The sequence below is a fragment of the Streptomyces sp. NPDC054872 genome (assembly GCF_053610705.1).
Genome location: NZ_JBSGYY010000008.1, coordinates 129827 through 146074, shown reverse-complemented (window position 1 = coordinate 146074; position 16248 = coordinate 129827). Strand labels below are relative to the sequence as shown.

18 protein-coding genes are annotated in these 16248 nt (G+C 70.7%); 6 read left to right on the top strand and 12 right to left on the bottom strand.

The window, feature by feature from the left end; genetic code table 11:
* Positions 1-92: 92 nt before the first annotated feature.
* Positions 93-485, top strand: a complete 393-nt coding sequence (locus ACWGIH_RS12595) for an STAS domain-containing protein (protein WP_453448087.1) — start codon at positions 93-95, stop codon at positions 483-485.
* Here the strand turns inward: ACWGIH_RS12595 and ACWGIH_RS12590 are convergent.
* The gene (locus ACWGIH_RS12590; protein ID WP_453448088.1) at positions 372-1379 is read right to left on the bottom strand and encodes a sigma-70 family RNA polymerase sigma factor; all 1008 of its coding nucleotides are present in this window, start codon (positions 1377-1379) and stop codon (positions 372-374) included. The two genes, ACWGIH_RS12595 and ACWGIH_RS12590, sit on opposite strands and share 114 nt — an antisense overlap.
* A 120-nt stretch (positions 1380-1499) precedes the next feature.
* Positions 1500-2801, bottom strand: coding sequence for an MFS transporter (locus ACWGIH_RS12585; RefSeq protein ID WP_453448089.1), 1302 nt, complete (start codon positions 2799-2801; stop codon positions 1500-1502).
* 62 nt (positions 2802-2863) lie between these two features.
* On the opposite strand from ACWGIH_RS12585, the gene ACWGIH_RS12580 reads away from it, so the two are divergent.
* Positions 2864-3862 carry a LysR family transcriptional regulator gene (locus ACWGIH_RS12580; protein ID WP_453448090.1) on the top strand — a complete coding sequence of 333 codons (999 nt, stop codon included), beginning with the start codon at positions 2864-2866 and terminating at the stop codon, positions 3860-3862.
* A gap of 28 nt (positions 3863-3890) precedes the next feature.
* Here ACWGIH_RS12580 and ACWGIH_RS12575 read toward each other — a convergent pair whose 3' ends face one another.
* Positions 3891-4655: an alpha/beta hydrolase gene (locus ACWGIH_RS12575; protein WP_453448091.1), complete on the bottom strand. Its 765-nt coding sequence runs from the start codon at positions 4653-4655 to the stop codon at positions 3891-3893.
* 114 nt (positions 4656-4769) lie between these two features.
* Between ACWGIH_RS12575 and ACWGIH_RS12570 the strand changes: the two genes are divergently transcribed.
* Both ACWGIH_RS12570 and ACWGIH_RS12565 read left to right on the top strand, forming a co-directional pair.
* On the top strand, positions 4770-5939 hold the full coding sequence (locus ACWGIH_RS12570) for an adenosine deaminase (RefSeq protein ID WP_453448092.1): 1170 nt from the start codon (positions 4770-4772) through the stop codon (positions 5937-5939).
* A gap of 142 nt (positions 5940-6081) precedes the next feature.
* Positions 6082-6534, top strand: coding sequence for an ATP-binding protein (locus ACWGIH_RS12565; protein ID WP_453448111.1), 453 nt, complete (start codon positions 6082-6084; stop codon positions 6532-6534).
* 91 nt (positions 6535-6625) lie between these two features.
* Here the strand turns inward: ACWGIH_RS12565 and ACWGIH_RS12560 are convergent, their stop codons facing one another.
* The 5 genes from ACWGIH_RS12560 to afsQ1 form a co-directional block, all read right to left on the bottom strand.
* On the bottom strand, positions 6626-6829 hold the full coding sequence (locus ACWGIH_RS12560; protein ID WP_453448093.1) for a PspC domain-containing protein: 204 nt from the start codon (positions 6827-6829) through the stop codon (positions 6626-6628).
* Positions 6830-6918: 89 nt separating this feature from the next.
* Positions 6919-7509, bottom strand: a complete 591-nt coding sequence (locus tag ACWGIH_RS12555; protein WP_453448094.1) for a VanZ family protein — start codon at positions 7507-7509, stop codon at positions 6919-6921.
* Positions 7510-7562: 53 nt separating this feature from the next.
* On the bottom strand, positions 7563-8165 hold the full coding sequence (locus ACWGIH_RS12550) for a hypothetical protein (protein WP_453448095.1): 603 nt from the start codon (positions 8163-8165) through the stop codon (positions 7563-7565).
* Positions 8162-9742, bottom strand: a complete 1581-nt coding sequence (locus tag ACWGIH_RS12545) for an ATP-binding protein (protein WP_453448096.1) — start codon at positions 9740-9742, stop codon at positions 8162-8164. The genes ACWGIH_RS12550 and ACWGIH_RS12545 overlap by 4 nt, the downstream gene beginning before the upstream one ends.
* Entirely contained in the window at positions 9739-10416 is a 678-nt protein-coding gene (gene afsQ1, locus ACWGIH_RS12540) for a two-component system response regulator AfsQ1 (RefSeq protein ID WP_030562528.1), read from the bottom strand. Before afsQ1 ends, ACWGIH_RS12545 begins: the two co-directional genes overlap by 4 nt.
* A 181-nt stretch (positions 10417-10597) precedes the next feature.
* On the opposite strand from afsQ1, the gene ACWGIH_RS12535 reads away from it, so the two are divergent.
* Positions 10598-11377 carry a SigE family RNA polymerase sigma factor gene (locus ACWGIH_RS12535; protein WP_453448097.1) on the top strand — a complete coding sequence of 260 codons (780 nt, stop codon included), beginning with the start codon at positions 10598-10600 and terminating at the stop codon, positions 11375-11377.
* Positions 11378-11557: 180 nt separating this feature from the next.
* Here the strand turns inward: ACWGIH_RS12535 and ACWGIH_RS12530 are convergent, their stop codons facing one another.
* A complete protein-coding gene (locus ACWGIH_RS12530; protein ID WP_453448098.1) occupies positions 11558-12196 on the bottom strand; it encodes a uridine kinase family protein in 639 nt (212 codons plus the stop codon).
* Between the two features lie 123 nt (positions 12197-12319).
* Between ACWGIH_RS12530 and ACWGIH_RS12525 the strand changes: the two genes are divergently transcribed.
* Complete coding sequence (locus ACWGIH_RS12525) at positions 12320-12724, top strand: hypothetical protein (protein ID WP_453448099.1); 405 nt, start codon at positions 12320-12322, stop codon at positions 12722-12724.
* A 118-nt stretch (positions 12725-12842) separates the two neighbouring features.
* Here ACWGIH_RS12525 and ACWGIH_RS12520 read toward each other — a convergent pair whose 3' ends face one another.
* From ACWGIH_RS12520 to deoC, 3 genes are read right to left on the bottom strand one after another with little or no spacing between them, the layout of a single operon-like run.
* Positions 12843-13757 (bottom strand): aldehyde dehydrogenase family protein, encoded by a 915-nt coding sequence (locus ACWGIH_RS12520; RefSeq protein ID WP_453448100.1) that lies wholly within the window; start codon positions 13755-13757, stop codon positions 12843-12845.
* Positions 13750-15189 (bottom strand): aldehyde dehydrogenase family protein, encoded by a 1440-nt coding sequence (locus tag ACWGIH_RS12515; RefSeq protein WP_453448101.1) that lies wholly within the window; start codon positions 15187-15189, stop codon positions 13750-13752. Before ACWGIH_RS12515 ends, ACWGIH_RS12520 begins: the two co-directional genes overlap by 8 nt.
* A gap of 3 nt (positions 15190-15192) precedes the next feature.
* Positions 15193-16152, bottom strand: a complete 960-nt coding sequence (deoC, locus tag ACWGIH_RS12510) for a deoxyribose-phosphate aldolase (RefSeq protein ID WP_453448112.1) — start codon at positions 16150-16152, stop codon at positions 15193-15195.
* Positions 16153-16248 lie beyond the last annotated feature (96 nt).

The following is a 16248-nucleotide window of genomic DNA, read 5'->3' as shown; positions in this document are numbered from 1 at the left end:
TCAACGGCACGCAAGGCCCCCGCGCCGGAGCGGGTTTTCGGGAAGGGGCGGGGTTGGAAAAGCTCGCCGCAGGCGAACCGGCGGACCTACCGATGAGTTCCGGCCCTCAGCCCAGTCATCCCAACGTGAACCCCAACCCACAGCCAGACCTGACCCTCACCGGCACCCTCGACCGAGAGGCGACGCACCGTCTCTGCGAGGAAGCCCGCGCCACGCTGCAAGCGACCGATGCGGACGTCCTCGTATGCGACGCCGCAGGCGTAGGCCCGCCCGTCCTGGCGGCAATAGACGCCCTGGCCCGCCTACAGCTCACCGCCCGCCGCGCCGGCGGCCGGATCCGCGTACGGAACGCGGCCCCGGCCCTGCGCGAGCTACTGCACCTCGTCGGGCTCCCCATTGAGGTCGAGGTGGACCGGCAGGCCGAACAGCGGGAACCACCGGGGTGTGTCCAGGAAGCAGTGGAAGCCCGCGATCCGCCCCTCTGAGATCTCGATGACCTGAACCGCCCACGGCGTGAACCCGCCCTTTTCGGGGTCGGGCTTGTAGTGGGCGAAGCCCGGCGTGCCGTTGACGTCGACCGGGAGCAGCCGGCTGTCGGCGCAGGAGGCGCCCATCGTCGACATGAAGCCGGTGATGTCGGCCGTGCCGCGCAGCCACAGGTCGAACGGGGGCATCGTCATGATGGCGTCTTCGTGCAGCAGCGCCGTCAGCGCCGCCATGTCATAGCCCTCGAACGCAGCCACATACCGCTCGAGGAGCTTCTGCTGCTCCTCGTCCAGCGGGTCGGACGTGGCGGTGTCGTCGGCCGGCCTCTCGGCCAGCGTCGCCCGCGCCCGCTGCAACGCGCTGTTGACGGAGGCCACCGAGGTGTCGAGGAGCTCGGCCGCCTCGCTGGCCTTCCACGCGAGGACCTCGCGCAGGATCAGCACCGCCCGCTGCTTGGGCGGCAGTTGCTGCAGGGCCGCGATGAACGCGAGCCGCACCGACTCCTTCGCCACGGCGGCCTCGGCGGGATCGCTGACGGAGGGCAGTACGCGCGCGTCGGGCATCGGCTCCAGCCATACGTTGTCCGGGCGCGGGGTGAGCGCGGCCTGGGCCAGCGGCGCCGCCGCGGTCAGGTCCATGGGGCGGGCCCGGCGGTTGCCCGCGTTCAGCATGTCCAGGCAGACGTTCGTCGCGATGCGGTACAGCCACGACCTGAGGCTGGAGCGGCCCTCGAACTTCTCGTAGCTCCGCCAGGCGCGGACCATCGTGTCCTGCACGGCGTCCTCGGCCTCGAAGGCGGAGCCCAGCATGCGATAGCAGTACCCGGTCAGTTCGACCCGGTGCTTCTCCAGCGTGACGTCCAGTTCCGACGTCGTCCCTGCGATGTCCGTCATCCCAACCCACCCCTGCGGCTGCCACGAATGTCCCGGCACTTTGGAAGCTACCGCAGCCCACTGACAACGGCCCCCGGAGTGGGAAAACCCGCAGGCGGGAGAGGGGGGCGCCCCGGGCGGCTAGTGAGCCGCCACGAGCCGCTGCCGGTCCCGCCGCTCCTGGACCCGGGCCACGTGCGAGCCCCAGACGGTGAGGGAGACGACCCCGGTCACCGCGAGCAGCCCCAGGCCCACGGTCCCGGCCCAGCCCCCCGCGTGGAAGGCGACCGCGCCGAGCGTGCCGCCCGCGCTGGAGCCCAGGTAGTACGCGGACTGGTAGAGCGCCGATGCCTGTGCGCGCCCCGTGGTGGCCGTCCGGCTCACGGACGAGGAGGCGACCGCGTGACCGGCGAAGAAGCCGGCGGTGATCAGGACGAGCCCGAGCAGCACCATGACCAGGGAGTCGGAGAGGGAGAGCAGCAGACCGCCGGCCGTCGTGCTCACCGCCAGGTACAGCGCCCCGCGCCGTCCGAGCCGTGTCACCAGCTTCCCCGCGGCGGCCGACGAGACCGTACCGACGAGGTAGACCAGGAAGATCGAGCCGATGACGCCCTGCGGGAGCGAGAACGGCGCCTCGGTGAGGCGGTAGCCGATCACCGTGTAGACCGCGCCGAACACGGTCATGAACAGCGCGCCGATCGCGTACAGGCGGCACAGCAGCGGGTTGGACAGATGCGAACGGATCGTCCGGCCAAGGGCCTTGGGGTTGAGCGACCCCGCCGTGAAGTGGCGCGGCGCGGGGAGCAGCGCGCGGAAGGCGAGGGCGCACAGGACGGCCACGACACCCACCACGCCCACGGCCACGCGCCAGCCCCATGCCTGGGCGACCCAGCCGGTGATGATGCGCCCGCTCATGCCGCCGATCGAATTCCCCGCCACGAACATGCCGATCGCGGCGACCAGCGCCTTGGGCCTGACCTCCTCGGCGAGGAAGGCCATCGCGGACGCCGGGAGCCCGGCGAGCGCGGCGCCCTGTACGGCGCGCAGCGCGATGAGCGCCCCGATGGAGGGCGCGAAGGGGACGAGAAGACCCACGACCACCGCGACCGTCAGCGAGACCGTCATGAGCGTGCGCCGCCCGAACCGCTCGCTGAGCGCGCTCAGGGGCAGCACGAAGAGGGCCAGCGCGCCCGTGGCCGCCGACACCGTCCAGCTCGCCGTGCTCGCGCTGACGCCGAAGTCGGCGGAGACGAGGGGGAGCAGCGCCTGCGTGGAGTAGAGGAGGGCGAAGGTCGCGACACCGGCGAGGAAGAGGGCGAAGCTCATCCGGCGGTAGCCGGGGCCGCCGGGGTTCAGGCGTGTGTCGGCGGGTTCGGTCTGCGGGGACGACGGGGAGAGGGCGGCCGCGTGGGTGACGGACGCCCCGCTACTGGCGGGAGGCATACGTCGAACGTAGGCACACACCACTCATCCGTCCAATGCATGGACTGGTCATAATCGTTCCCATGGTGCATGAGCGCAGTTCAGAGCGGCGTCTGTCGCAGAGCAGTTACGTAGGAGACATCGGCGCGGCGGTGTCCGCACCCGCCGAGCTGACCCCGGAGTCCTGGTCCGCGCTGCTCTCGCCGCGGTTGGCGTACTTCGCGGGGGTCGCGCGGACGGAGCACGTGACGCGGGCCGCGCAGGAGATGCAGGTGCCGCAGTCGACGCTGTCGCGCGCGTTGGTGCGCCTCGAACAGGACCTGGGGGTCGACCTGTTCGCGCGGCACGGCAGGACGGTGTCGCTGACTCCGGCGGGCCGTACGTTCCTGGCGTCCGTCGAGCGGGCGCTCGGTGAGGTGGAGCGGGCCGCGGAGTCCGTGCGGGCGGACGCGGACCCGGCCTCGGGCAAGGTGGCCTTCGGCTTTCTCCACACCATGGGCTCGGAGACCGTCCCCGGCCTGATCCGCGCCTTCCGCGCGGACCACCCCCGGGTCCGCTTCAGCCTCGTACAGAACTACGGGGAGGCGATGATCGAGCGGCTCCGGGCGGGGGAGCTCGACCTGTGCCTGACCTCGCCCGTGCCGGACGCGCCCGATCTCGTCGCCCGCCGCCTGGACGAACAGCGGCTGCGCCTCGTCGTGCCGGACGACCACCGCCTCGCGTCGCGGAAGCGGGTGCGTCTCGCGGAGGCGGCCGACGAGGCGTTCGTGACGCTCGAACCCGGCTACGGCCTGCGGCGCATCACGGACGACCTTTGCCAGGAGGCGGGCTTCAAGCCGCGGATCGCGTTCGAGGGGGAGGAGGCGGAGACGCTCCGGGGCCTTGTCGCGGCGGGTCTGGGGGTGGCTCTGCTGCCGCCGCCGGCCGTGCCGCGCCCGGGGGTCGTGGAGCTGACGGTGACGGGCCAGCGTGCGGTCCGGGAGATCGGCGTGGCCTGGTTGGACGGTCACCCGGACACTCCGCCGGTGGCGGCGTTCAAGAAGTTCCTGCTGAGCAGGCGCGGGCGGCTGCTGCCGGAGTAGCGCCTCCCGCGCGGCCGTCGGTGCCGCGTCAGTGCCGCATCGACTCCCCGAACCCCGCGGCGAGCGGCATCCGCAGCCCGAGCGGCGGCGGAGCCGCGAGCGCGTCCTCCAGGGGGCGCGCGTACGCATGGCCGAACAGCGAGCCCATGACGAAGTCCGAGGCCAGCGCCTGGACTTCGGACTGGTGCTGCTGCAGCCGGTGGCCGTCGGAGTGCACCTCGAACCGGCACACCTCACGGTTCGCCTTCTTCGCCCGCGCCGCGAGACGGAACGAGAGCTCGGGGTCGGTCCGCTCGTCGTTCGTGCCGTGCACGATCAGGACCCGCCGCCCGGCGAGCTGCCTCACCGGTTCGGGGGAGGCGGCCACGTCGTCCTCGGGCAGCCAAGGAGCCAGCGCCAGGACGGAGTTGACCGCTTCGTGGCCGCCGGCCCGCAGTGCGGCCCGGCCGCCCATGTCCCGGCCCACGAGGCAGATCGAGACATCGCCGTAGAGGCGGACGACCTCGTCCGCGGCCCACTCCGCGTCCCGCGCCAACTGCGCCTGCGCGCCGTTCCACCCGCGGCTGCGGTAGTGCACGACGTGCGCGGCGAGCCCTTCCTCGCGGCCGTCCTGGGCGAGCTTGCGGCCGAGCGCGCGCACCGTGGCGGCGGCGAACGGGGACGGCTTGCGGTCGGAGGTCTCGTGGCCGCCGGGGAGCAGCAGCACCGCGCCGCTGACCGCCGAAGGACGGGCGCCGATCACGCGTCCGAGCCTGGCCGCGCGCGCGGAATCGGGCGTCGCTTGCTGTGCCATGACAGAACAGTGTCAGAAGCGATGGTGTACGCCACCCGTCCGCGGGGTCACTGTTACGTATCGACCCGTGAGATCCACCCGGCGATCTACGCGCGTAGGCGCTAGAGTGCCGAGATGACGAGCCAGACCACCAAAGCCGGTCAGACGGACCGCGAAACGCCCAGCGCCGACCAGATCCGCCGCGCCCCGAAGGTGCTCCTGCACGACCACCTCGACGGCGGCCTGCGCCCCGGCACGATCGTCGACCTCGCCCGCGAGTCGGGTTACGAGGGTCTGCCCGAGACCGACCCCGACAAGCTGGGGATCTGGTTCAGGGAAGCCGCCGACTCCGGTTCGCTGCCGCGCTATCTGGAGACCTTCGCCCACACCTGCGCCGTGATGCAGACGAAGGACGCCCTCAAGCGCGTGGCGGCCGAGTGCGCCGAGGACCTCGCCGAGGACGGCGTCGTCTACGCCGAGATCCGGTACGCCCCCGAGCAGCACCTGGAGCAGGGCCTCACGCTCGAAGAGGTCGTCGAGGCCGTCAACGAAGGCTTCCGGGAGGGCGAGCGGCGCGCGAAGGCCAACGGCCACCGCATCCGCGTGGGCGCGCTGCTCACCGCCATGCGGCACGCGGCCCGCGCCCTGGAGATCGCCGAACTCGCCAACCGCTACCGCGATCTGGGTGTCGTCGGCTTCGACATCGCGGGCGCGGAGGCGGGCTTCCCGCCCACCCGGCACCTCGACGCCTTCGAGTACCTCAAGCGGGAGAACAACCACTTCACCATCCACGCGGGCGAGGCCTTCGGGCTGCCGTCCATCTGGCAGGCCCTGCAGTGGTGCGGCGCCGACCGCCTCGGCCACGGCGTGCGGATCATCGACGACATCCAGGTCGCCGACGACGGCACCGTGAAGCTCGGCCGCCTCGCCAGCTACGTGCGCGACAAGCGCATCCCGCTGGAGATGTGCCCCAGCTCCAACCTGCAGACGGGTGCCGCCGACTCGTACGCCGACCACCCCATCGGTCTGCTCCGCAAGCTGCACTTCCGGGCCACGGTGAACACCGACAACCGCCTGATGTCCGGCACCAGCATGAGCCGCGAATTCGAGCATTTGGTCGGGACTTTCGGCTACACGCTCGACGACATGCAGTGGTTCACAGTCAATGCGATGAAATCAGCGTTCATTCCTTTCGATGAACGCCTGGCCATGATCAATGACGTGATCAAGCCCGGATATGCCGAGCTGAAGTCCGAATGGCTGTTCCGTCAGACCGCCTCCACCAGGGCTTCTGTCGACGTGTAACAGAAAATGAAGCAGTTTGGGCGCGGCCGGGAACATTAATTCCCGGCCGCGCTTTTGCTGTTTCGCTGTTTGCGGACCGCCCCTTCACATGTTTACGGTCATGGGCCGCTCGAAAGTCCCCGTCATCAAGGACGCATTGAAGATGAAGCAGTCTGCCGCCAAGACCCTCGGTGTCGCCGCTCTCGGCGCCGCCTTCGCCGCCGCGGGCGCGGGTGCCGCCAACGCCGCGCCGGCCCTGCCCGACGCCACGGGCGCCCTGGGCTCCGCCACCGCCATGCTCCCCATGGAGCAGGTCGGCGAGAAGCTGCCCGCCGGTGGCCCCGAGGCGATCTCCGCCGGCCAGAACGTGCTCGGCAGCACCCTCCAGGCCTCCGCGCCGACCGTGGACAAGCTCGGCGAGAGCATGAAGGACGCTGACGACAGGGCCAAGCCCGCCGCGGCCGACCCGGTCTCCGGTCTGCTCGGTGGCCTGCCGCTCGCCGGCGCCCTGCCCACGAAGGGCCTGCCGCTCGCCGGTGCCCTGCCCACGCAGGGTCTGCCCCTCCAGGGTCTGCCCACCGACGGTCTGGCCCTGAACGGTCTGCCGCTCGGCTGATCCTCGCGGTCTCCGCACACGCCGATGGGGCGCGCCCTCCTACGAGGGTGCGCCCCATCGGCGTACGCGTGCGGCGGCGGGGGCCGCCGGTTCACCAGGCTGCCTGCCTGGCCTTGCCCTCGGAGGGCAACAGGAACCAGAGCGCGACATAGAGCAGGAACTGCGGGCCGGGCAGCAGGCACGAGAGCACGAAGATCACGCGCATCGTGGTCGCCGACGTGCCGAAACGCTGGGCGAGGGCGGCACACACTCCGCCGATCATCCGGCCGTGGGTGGGGCGGGCAAGGGCGGTCATGGTGGCTCCTTCGTGAACCGTGGCGATCAGGTCCGGGGCGTTTCCCCGATGACTCAAAGCTACGTTCACGAAGCGGGCGAAGCGTCGCTCTAAGGTGCGATACCGACCCTGGGAATCGTCGGGGTCGATCCCTGAGAGGCGTCCTCCCGCAGGAGGGTCGCCCGATGCTCCCCGTCCGTACGGCGGCGGAGCCTGGCCCTGGCGGCGGGCACCACGGCGAGATGCGCGAGGGCCACGCCCACGGAATTCAGGAACAGCGAGTCGATGTCGACGACCTGCCCGGGGACCCCGGTCTGCAGCAGTTCGATGCCGAGCGAGATCAGCGCGCCCGCCGCGACCGTCCGCACCAGCGAACCGAGCGGTGACACGTGAACCCGCCCACCGGCGAGCGGAAGCAGCACACCGAGCGGGGCGAGGAGCAGCAGACTGCCGCCTATCTGCCGGGCGGCCTGCACAGGTCCGAGCGCCAGATCCGCCTTGATGCCGGCGAAGGGCTGCAGATTCGCCGCGCTGACCCACGGCACGTCCAGTGGACGCAGAGTGAGCCAGCCGACGAACAGAAGATGCGCGACGAGGAGGAATCCTCCTGCCGCACGGAAGCGGATGGCGGCCCCGTGGCCGCCCGAGCCTTGACGCACGCCCCCCAAGACGCGCCTGACGGCAGGATCGGTTCCGCGCATTCACTCCCGGAACACGCACTGTCCTGATCGCACACCGTGACTGTCTTGATCGACTACTTCACGGTCTCGGTGGGCGGAGCCACCGTCCCGGGGCGCTGCCGGACCGCCTGGGTGCATTCATAGCGGCGCAGCGGGTCGTCGCCGGGGCCGCCCATGATCACCTCGCGGTCGTCGCCCGCCGCCGCGCTGTCCGCGAAGGTGCAAACGATCTGTGCCAGAGCGAACGCCGACAGATCCTCCGGGGACGTGCTGAACCGCAGGGCGTCCTCGGGGTCGCCGTTCTTGGGACCGTCGACGACCGTGCCGGCGCGTACGTCCGTCGCGAAGCCCGCCTGCTTCTCCGGGGCCGAGGGCGCCTGCGACAGCTCGTCGACGAGCGCCTGCGCGATCCGGACGCGGTCCGTCGTCGCCTTCTCGGTGGGGATCCGCACCGACCGGTCGACGGTCACCAGCTGTGCCGCGCACACCAGGAAGACCTGCACGGGAACCCCGCTGGTGGACTGCGAGGCGATGCTCGACCCGGACATCACGCAGGGCACCCGGGAGGGCCCCGGGCCGAAGTCCGTCGGCACCTCCGTCGAGCGGATGCCGCAGCCCGCGAGGACCGCGGTCAGCGCGGTGGCGAGCAGCGCGGCGCGAAGCCGTCGGTGGTTCATCGCTTCTCCCCCTCGACGGCGTCGCCGCCGTCCGTGCCCTCCGCGGCCTCGTCCTCGGGCAGCAGCGCCGACGGGTCGCGCGGCAGCCACAGCGTGAACACCGCGCCGCCCTCGGGCGAGTTCGCGGCGGTGATCTCCCCGCCGTGGATGTGGGCGTTCTCCAGGGCGATGGAGAGCCCGAGACCGCTGCCCTCCGACCGCGGCCGGGACGCGCTCGCCTTGTAGAAGCGGTCGAAGACGTGCGGCAGTACGTCCTCGGGGATGCCGGGGCCCCCGTCACGCACCGCGATGACGAGCTTCTCGCCCGCGAGCCGCACCGAGACCTCCACCGGGGAGCCGCCGTGCTTGAGCGCGTTGCCGATCAGGTTCGCCAGGATGACGTCGAGGCGGCGCGGGTCGAGCCGCACCATGATGCCGCGCTCCGCGTCCAGCTCGACCGCGTCGAGCCAGGCACGGGCGTCGATGCAGGCCGTGATCTGGTCGGCGATGTCGACGTGGTCCAGGACGAGCCTTGCCGTACCCGCGTCGAAGCGGGTGACCTCCATCAGGTTCTCCACCAGGTCGTTCAGACGGCGGGTCTCGCTGACCACGAGCCGTACGGCGGGCTCGATCATCGGGTCCACGCTGCCGGTCTCCGCGTCCAGCTCCTCCTCGAGCACCTCCGTCACCGCGGTGATCGCGGTCAGCGGCGTACGCAGCTCGTGCGACATGTCGGCGACGAAGCGCCGTGACGCCTCGTCACGGGCGCTCATGTCGTCGACCTTCTTCTCCAGGCTCTCCGCGGTCCGGTTGAACGTCCGTGACAGATCGGCCAGTTCATCGGTGCCCGACACCCTCAGGCGCGTGTCCAGCTTGCCCTCGCCGAGCCGCCGCGCGGCGACACCGAGCCGGTGCACCGGCTTGAGCACGGTGGTCGCCGCGGCCTGCGCGAGCAGCGCGGAACCGATGAGCGCGAGACCCGTGGCGATGGCGAGGGACCAGCCGAGCGAACTCAGGTCCTTCGCCTCCGGCTCGAGGGACTTGAGCATGTAACCGGTCGGCCCGCCGCCGATGACCTTGGCGCCGCCCACGAGATACGGGGTGCCGTCCTCGACGGTCCGCTGCCAGTACAGGTGGTACGGACTCTTGTTGCTGGAGGTGAGCGGCTGTTCCTTGTTCACCGTCTTACGCAGGGACTTGGGCACGTCGGCGAGCGTGAAGGCGTCCAGGTCGGAGTAGCCGACGATCGTGTCACCGTCGGCGTCCTTCCCGATCAGGAGCACGCTGTAGCGCTGGCTGCTGTTGGCCATCGTCCCGGCGGCCTGCTGCAGCTCGTCCTGGGTCGGATTGGGCGGCAGCGCGCCGGCGCGGGTCTGCATCTCCTGCTGGAAGTCCTTCAGGGCCGCGTCCTGCGCGCGCGTCAGGACCGCCTCGCGGTTCAGCCAGTACGCGATCCCGGACGCCGTCACGGCGGCGGTGAGGGCCACCAGACCGAACACCACGACGAGCCGGAGCCTGAGGCTCGTGAAGCGCAGCCCTGCCATGATCGCCTTGCGCGCCGCGGCCCAACCGCGGAGCTTGTCCTGCGGTTTGGTCACTGAGGAGTGTCCAGCCGGTAGCCCACTCCACGCACCGTACGGATCAGCGTCGGTGAGGACGGCACGTCCTCCACCTTCGCGCGCAGCCGCTGCACGCACGCGTCGACGAGCCGGGAGTCACCGAGGTAGTCGTGCTCCCACACCAGACGCAGCAACTGCTGCCGGGAGAGCGCCTGTCCGGGCCTGCGGCTCAGCTCCAGGAGCAGCCGCAGCTCGGTCGGCGTGAGCTGCAGGTCCTCGCCGTTCTTCGTGACGGTCATCGCGGCACGGTCGATGACGAGCGAACCGAAGGTCGCCGCGTCGTTGGCCTCGCGCTCACCGCGGCGCAGGACCGCACGGATACGGGCGTCGAGCACCCGTCCCTGCACGGGTTTCACGACATAGTCGTCGGCACCGGACTCGAGCCCGACGACCACGTCGATGTCATCGCTGCGCGCGGTCAGCAGAATGATCGGCAACTGGTCGGTGCGCCGGATGCGACGGCACACCTCGAATCCGTCGATGCCCGGCAGCATCACATCCAGCACGATCAGGTCCGGCCGCTGCTCACTGAGCAGCTTCAGGCCGTCCTCGCCGGTGGCAGCAGTGGCCACCCGATGCCCTTGGCGGGTGAGCGAAAGCTCAAGGGCCGTACGGATGGCGTCGTCGTCCTCGATCAGCAACAGGGAAGGCACGGACGTCATTCTGTCCCATGGCACGGGCACAGTTCGACTGTTGGTGGTGTCCCACACTTCTCCCCTACACATGGAAGGCCTGTTGCAGGCCTGTGACAGTCGGCGGACACCGTCATGAAGTGGGTCCGGCAGAGTTCTGGTCACACGGAAAAAGCCGGACTCCACCGACGGGGGGCGCGAGATGAACACACTGCACAGCACCAGCTCAAGCGCAGTAATCACGCGTCTCCACGACGTGATCCGGCCTGCCGAGAGGCACGAGAAGTCCGGTGCCGTGAGCGGGCGGGGGTGCGCTCGCGGCACCGGGCGTCAGCACACCGCGTACATGACGGTGGTTGACGCGTTCCCGGGGGCGACCCGCGGGGACAACGGGGGAACCGATGGGGGGGCTCACGGGGGAGCCGCGTACAGGGAGGACACGGGGGAGCGCACCACAGCGTCGGAGGCGGAGTTCACCGCCTACGTCCAGGAGCGTCGTGCCTCCCTGTACGCAACCGCCTATCACCTGACCGGTGACCGTTTCGAGGCCGAGGACCTGCTCCAGAGCGCCCTCTTCTCGACGTACCGGGCCTGGGACAGGATCAGCGACAAGGCCGCGGTCGGCGGGTACCTCCGCCGCACCATGACCAACCTGCACATCAGCGCCTGGCGGCGCCGCAAGCTCAACGAATACCCGACCGAGGAGCTGCCGGAGACGGCGGGCGACACGGACGCGATGCGTGGCACCGAACTCCGCGCGGTTCTCTGGCAGGCCCTGGCCCGCCTCCCCGAACTGCAGCGGACGATGCTGGTCCTGCGTTACTACGAGGGCCGCACGGACCCCGAGATCGCCGACATCCTCGACATCAGCGTGGGCACGGTGAAGTCCAGCATCTGGCGCTCCCTGCGCCGGCTGCGCGAGGACGACGTCCTCAGCTTCGGCCGTGACCAGGAGGAGTCCTTCGGCGAGTTGGTCGCCTAGGGATTACGGGGGGCCGCCGCTCCCGGGGGGAGGCGGCGGAAGCAGGGGGGACACGGGGGAAACGGGGATCACGGGGGATCCACGGGGGAAGCAAGTGGCGGGACCGGAAGGCCGGGGGGTCTTTCCGGTCCTTCTGCTTTGTCCCGGCGGCTTGGCGTGCGTCCCCTCGCCCGTACGGAGTTACGCGGCGTCGGCGCGAGCCTTGGCGCACCGGCCGGCCGCGGCGTCCGCGAGCCGACCCAGGGCCTCGTCCTTGCCGCAGGGGTGCGCGCCGAGGGCGGTCTGCCGGGCGACGATCGCGCGCTCGGCCCGCATCAGGCGCCAGCCACGCCGCAGCAGGAACGCCACGGACTTCCGCCCCTCGCGCAGGTCCCGCAGGAGGCGACGCCGGTAGGTGGTGGACGGCCGCCCCCGCAGACAGATCGCGTCGGCGAGCACCCCGATCTCCCGGCACCGCTCCACGATGTCCGCCGCGAAGATGCCCTCCGCGATGAAGAGGGGTGTGCGCTCGATGTCCATCGCCGTCTCGCCCGTACGCGAGCTGGTGGCGATGTCGTAGACCGGGATGCGCGTACGTCCCGTGCGGCACAGCTGCTCGATGGCGGCGACGGCGACGTCCGTGTCCCAGGAGTCGGGGGAGTCCCAGTCGATGTCCGTGCTGCCGGGGACCTGCGGCAGTGTCGGGTCGTCGTGCTCCTTGTAGAAGTCGTCGAGGCACAGGACGGGCAGGCCGGTGAGGGCCGCGAACGACGACTTGCCTGAGCCCGAGGGGCCGGCGAGCAGCACGACTCGGGTGGGTATCGGGGGATGGGAACTCACGAGAGAACAGTGTGCTGCATTGACCCGCCCAGGCGACCCGAAGGGTAGGGCTTTGGTGCCCGCACCGCCCCTCAACTACGCTACGTGCGCATCTGATTACTCAAGCGGATAAGGGCGGAACCCATGGCACGGCACGCAACAGCCTCCAAGCACCTCTCCCGCGTCCTGCTGCGGGCGGGTCTGACGGTCACCGTCGCGGGCTCGGCGCTCGGCATCGGTGGCGCGGCGACGGCGAGCGCCGCGCCGGCGCCCGCGCCCCCCGCCTCCGAGAACCTGCCGGCCGCCGGTGCGGGAGTGCTCCGGGCGGTGGAGGAGGTCACCGGGGGTGGGCTCGGAACCGTCAAGGAGCTGAAGATCAACCCGCTGGCGGGGACGGGGTCCGACCCGTTGGACAACGCCCTGGGCACCCAGATCGCGGACTTCAAGCCGGTCTCGACGGCGCCGTTGACCGCCCCGCTGACCCAGGGCGGGGGTTCGCTGAGCGACCTGCCGGTGGTGGGTCCGGCCACGGGGCTGCTGCCCGGCTAGCCGGTCCGCCCGGTGATGTGGCGAAGCCCCGGCCCTCCTGGACGGAGGAGGACCGGGGCTTCGTCGTGCGCAGTGGCTTCAGGCGGCTTCAGGCGGCTTCAGGCGGGCCCGGGCGGTCTCAGTACGAGGAGCCCGACGCGCCCAGTGAACCCGTGGGGTGCCAGACGGTCTTGGTCTCCAGGAACGCCGTAAGGCGGTGCGTGCCCGGATCGGCCGACCAGTCCACAGGCTGTGGACGGACGACGCGCTTCAGGTTGTCCGCGGCGGCGACCTCGAGTTCCTTGGCCAGGTCGTCGTCCTCGACACCCGCGAGGTCGATCGCGTTCACGTCCTGGTGCGCGGCGAGCGACGGGGTGATCTCCGCCGTCCTGCCGGACAGGATGTTCACGACGCCGCCTGGCAGGTCGGAGGTGGCGAGGACCTCGCCGAGCGAGAGCGCGGGGAGCGGGGAGTTCTCGCTCGCGATCACCACGGCCGTGTTGCCCGTCGCGATCACCGGGGCGATCACCGAGACCAGGCCGAGGAACGACGACTTCTGCGGGGCGACGACCGTCACCACGCCCGTCGGCTCCGGCGAGGAGATGTTGAAGAAGGGGCCCGCCACGGGATTGCCGCCGCCCACGATCTGGGCGATCTTGTCGGTCCAGCCCGCGTACCAGACCCAGCGGTCGATCGCCGCGTCCACGACCGCGGCGGCCTTGGACTTGGACAGGCCCTCCGCCTCGGCGACCTCGCGCACGAACTGGTCCTTGCGGCCCTCCAGCATCTCCGCGACGCGGTAGAGGATCTGGCCGCGCAGATAGGCCGTCTTGCCCGCCCAGCCGCCCTGCGCCTTGCGCGCGGCGACGACCGCGTCACGCGCGTCCTTGCGGGACGAGAGCGGGGCGTTGGCCAGCCACTTGTTCTTGCCCGCCGCGGCAGCGGCTGATGTTCCTGTGGTCACCTCGTACACCCGGCCGCTCTCGCTGCGGGGGAACTTGCCCCCGACGTACAGCTTGTAGGTCTTGAAGACACTCAAACGCTGCTCAGACATCGAGGTAAGCCTCCAGGCCGTGGCGACCGCCCTCGCGGCCGTAACCCGATTCCTTGTAGCCGCCGAAGGGCGAGGTCGGGTCGAACTTGTTGAACGTGTTGGCCCAGATGACGCCCGCGCGCAGGCGCTCGGCGACCGCGAGGATGCGGGAGCCCTTCTCCGTCCAGATGCCGGCGGAGAGGCCGTACTGCGTGTTGTTGGCCTTGGCGACGGCCTCTTCCGGGGTCCGGAAGGTCAGCACCGAGAGCACCGGGCCGAAGATCTCGTCGCGGGCGACGGTGTGCGCCTGGGTGACGTTCGTGAAGAGCGTCGGCGCGAACCAGTAGCCGGAGGAGGGCAGTTCGCACGGGGCGGACCAGCGCTCGGCGCCCTCCGCCTCGCCCGTCTCGGCGAGCGCGGTGATGCGGGCGAGCTGCTCGGCGGAGTTGATCGCGCCGATGTCCGTGTTCTTGTCCAGCGGGTCGCCCAGGCGCAGGGTGGACAGGCGCCGCTTGAGCGCGTGGAGCACCTCGTCCTGGACCGACTCCTGTACGAGGAGGCGCGATCCCGCGCAGCAGACCTGGCCCTGGTTGAAGAAGATGCCGGTGACGATGCCCTCGACGGCCTGGTCGACGGGGGCGTCGTCGAAGACGATGTTGGCGCCCTTGCCGCCCAGTTCGAGCGTGACCTTCTTGTCCGTGCCCGCGACCTGGCGCGCGATGGCCTTGCCGACGGCGGTCGAGCCGGTGAAGGCGACCTTGTTCACGTCCGGGTGCGCGGTGAGGGCCGCGCCCGCGTCGCCGTACCCGGGAAGGATGTTGACGACGCCCTTGGGCAGGCCGGCCTGGCGGCAGATGTCCGCGAAGAACAGGGCGCTCAAGGGAGTGGTCTCGGCGGGCTTCAGGACGACCGTGTTGCCCGTGGCGAGCGCCGGGGCGATCTTCCAGGCGAGCATCAGGAGCGGGAAGTTCCAGGGGATGACCTGGCCCGCGACGCCCAGCGGCCGCGGGTCCGCGCCATACCCCGCGTGGTCGAGCTTGTCGGCCCAGCCCGCGTAGTAGAAGAAGTGCGCGGCGACCAGGGGGAGGTCGGCGTCGCGCGTCTCCTTGATGGGCTTTCCGTTGTCGAGGGTCTCCAGGACGGCCAGTTCGCGGCTGCGCTCCTGGATGATCCTGGCGATGCGGAAGAGGTACTTGGCGCGCTCGGCGCCCGGCAGCGCCGACCACTTCTCGAAGGCCTTGCGGGCGGCCTTCACCGCGCGGTCGACGTCTTCGGAGGAGGCCTGGGCGACTTCGGAGAGGACCTCTTCGGTGGAGGGCGAGACGGTCTTGAAGACCTTGCCGTCGGCCGCCTCCACGAACTCGCCGTCGATGAACAGGCCGTACGACGGCGCGATGTCGACGACGGAGCGGGACTCCGGAGCGGGTGCGTAGTCAAAGGGCGTGGAAGTCATGGGTCAGTCCACCGTGACGTAGTCGGGGCCGGAGTAGCGGCCCGTGGCCAGCTTCTGGCGCTGCATCAGCAGGTCGTTGAGGAGTGATGAGGCGCCGAAACGGAACCAGTGGTTGTCCAGCCAGTCCGTGCCCGCGGTCTCGTTCACCAGGACGAGGAACTTGATCGCGTCCTTGGTGGTGCGGATGCCGCCCGCGGGCTTCACTCCGACCTGTACCCCGGTCTGCTCGCGGAAGTCGCGTACGGCCTCCAGCATCAGGAGGGTGTTCGCGGGGGTGGCGTTGACGCCGACCTTGCCGGTCGAGGTCTTGATGAAGTCCGCGCCCGCCAGCATGCCGATCCAGGAGGCGCGGCGGATGTTGTCGTACGTGGAGAGCTCGCCGGTCTCGAAGATGACCTTGAGCCGGGCCTCGCCCGAGGCCTCCTTCACGGCGCGGATCTGCTCGAACACCGTCATGTAGTCACCGGCGAGGAAGGCGCCGCGGTCGATGACCATGTCGATCTCGTCGGCACCCGCCGCGACGGCCTCGCGGACGTCGCCGAGCTTCACGTCGATGGCGGCGCGGCCCGCGGGGAAGGCGGTCGCGACGGAGGCGACCTTGACCCCGCTGTCGCCGACGGCCTCCTTGGCGGTGGCCACCATGTCCGGATAGACGCAGACCGCGGCGGTCCTCGGGGTGCCGCGGTCGGTCGGATCGGGGTTCACGGCCTTCGCGCCGAGCGCCCGGACCTTGCCCGGGGTGTCGGCGCCCTCCAGCGTCGTCAGGTCGATCATCGAGATGGCGAGGTCGATGGCGTACGCCTTCGCCGTCGTCTTGATCGAACGGGTGCCGAGCGCCGCGGCGCGTGCCTCCAGGCCGACCGTGTCGACGCCGGGCAGCCCGTGGAGGAAGCGGCGCAGCGTGCGGTCCGACGCTGTGGCGTCCGTCAGCGCGTGTGCGATGGGGGCGGATGCATGGGGCATGGTCACGAGGGGAGCATATCTACGCGCGTAGCGGCTGTACAGGGGGCGAGTGGGAACGGAGGCGGGGAGGCGTGGCGGGACCCGCAGGCCCCCCGA

Excerpts from the sequence above, each read along its gene's own strand:
- ACWGIH_RS12585 (WP_453448089.1), bottom strand. The coding sequence starts at position 2,801 with ATGCCTCCCGCCAGTAGCGGGGCGTCCGTCACCCACGCGGCCGCCCTC.
- deoC (WP_453448112.1), bottom strand. The coding sequence starts at position 16,152 with ATGCCCCATGCATCCGCCCCCATCGCACACGCGCTGACGGACGCCACA.
- ACWGIH_RS12525 (WP_453448099.1), top strand. The coding sequence starts at position 12,320 with ATGGCACGGCACGCAACAGCCTCCAAGCACCTCTCCCGCGTCCTGCTG.
- ACWGIH_RS12555 (WP_453448094.1), bottom strand. The coding sequence starts at position 7,509 with ATGCGCGGAACCGATCCTGCCGTCAGGCGCGTCTTGGGGGGCGTGCGT.
- ACWGIH_RS12565 (WP_453448111.1), top strand. The coding sequence starts at position 6,082 with ATGAAGCAGTCTGCCGCCAAGACCCTCGGTGTCGCCGCTCTCGGCGCC.
- ACWGIH_RS12570 (WP_453448092.1), top strand. The coding sequence starts at position 4,770 with ATGACGAGCCAGACCACCAAAGCCGGTCAGACGGACCGCGAAACGCCC.
- ACWGIH_RS12595 (WP_453448087.1), top strand. The coding sequence starts at position 93 with ATGAGTTCCGGCCCTCAGCCCAGTCATCCCAACGTGAACCCCAACCCA.
- ACWGIH_RS12550 (WP_453448095.1), bottom strand. The coding sequence starts at position 8,165 with ATGAACCACCGACGGCTTCGCGCCGCGCTGCTCGCCACCGCGCTGACC.
- ACWGIH_RS12520 (WP_453448100.1), bottom strand. The coding sequence starts at position 13,757 with ATGTCTGAGCAGCGTTTGAGTGTCTTCAAGACCTACAAGCTGTACGTC.
- ACWGIH_RS12590 (WP_453448088.1), bottom strand. The coding sequence starts at position 1,379 with ATGACGGACATCGCAGGGACGACGTCGGAACTGGACGTCACGCTGGAG.
- ACWGIH_RS12515 (WP_453448101.1), bottom strand. The coding sequence starts at position 15,189 with ATGACTTCCACGCCCTTTGACTACGCACCCGCTCCGGAGTCCCGCTCC.
- ACWGIH_RS12575 (WP_453448091.1), bottom strand. The coding sequence starts at position 4,655 with ATGGCACAGCAAGCGACGCCCGATTCCGCGCGCGCGGCCAGGCTCGGA.
- ACWGIH_RS12535 (WP_453448097.1), top strand. The coding sequence starts at position 10,598 with ATGAACACACTGCACAGCACCAGCTCAAGCGCAGTAATCACGCGTCTC.
- ACWGIH_RS12580 (WP_453448090.1), top strand. The coding sequence starts at position 2,864 with ATGGTGCATGAGCGCAGTTCAGAGCGGCGTCTGTCGCAGAGCAGTTAC.
- ACWGIH_RS12560 (WP_453448093.1), bottom strand. The coding sequence starts at position 6,829 with ATGACCGCCCTTGCCCGCCCCACCCACGGCCGGATGATCGGCGGAGTG.